Here is a 406-nt window from a genome sequence, read left to right as displayed (position 1 = left end):
GCCCATGGCCTCGCCGTCGCGCCCAAGCCGCAGCGGGACGTTCAGGCGCCGGGCATGCTCGTGCAACACGCGCAGGTCGAATTGCACCACGTTCCAGCCAATGATCGCGTCGGGATCGTGCCGCGCCAGCCACTCGTTGAGTCTGTCCAGCAACCCTTCGCGGCTGTCGCAGTAGTCGAACTTGAAATCCACCTGCGAGGCATCGCCATTGGCCGGTCCGAGCATGTACACCTGACGTTCGCCGCAGCCTTCCAGTGCAATGGAATACAACTCGCCCCGCTCGGTGGTTTCGATGTCCAGCGACACCAGTTTCAGCCGTGGCCGATAGCCGGGGTCCGGCCTCATCTGTGCGTCGAGCAGGACGCCCTGAGCGTCAGGCGTTCCACTGAACTGCACGGGCGCAGTG

Annotated in this window: 1 protein-coding gene; it reads right to left on the bottom strand. The window is 64.5% G+C overall.

Annotation, left to right across the window (positions count from 1 at the left end):
• On the bottom strand, positions 1-406 hold a 406-nt coding region (locus GO615_RS28290; RefSeq protein WP_281358768.1), incomplete at both ends, for a 3'-5' exonuclease.

The sequence above is a fragment of the Aromatoleum evansii genome (genome assembly GCF_012910805.1).
GTDB lineage: Bacteria > Pseudomonadota > Gammaproteobacteria > Burkholderiales > Rhodocyclaceae > Aromatoleum > Aromatoleum evansii.
The sequence above is the reverse complement of the archived record's forward strand: the minus strand, read 5'-3'. Positions and strand labels throughout refer to the sequence as shown.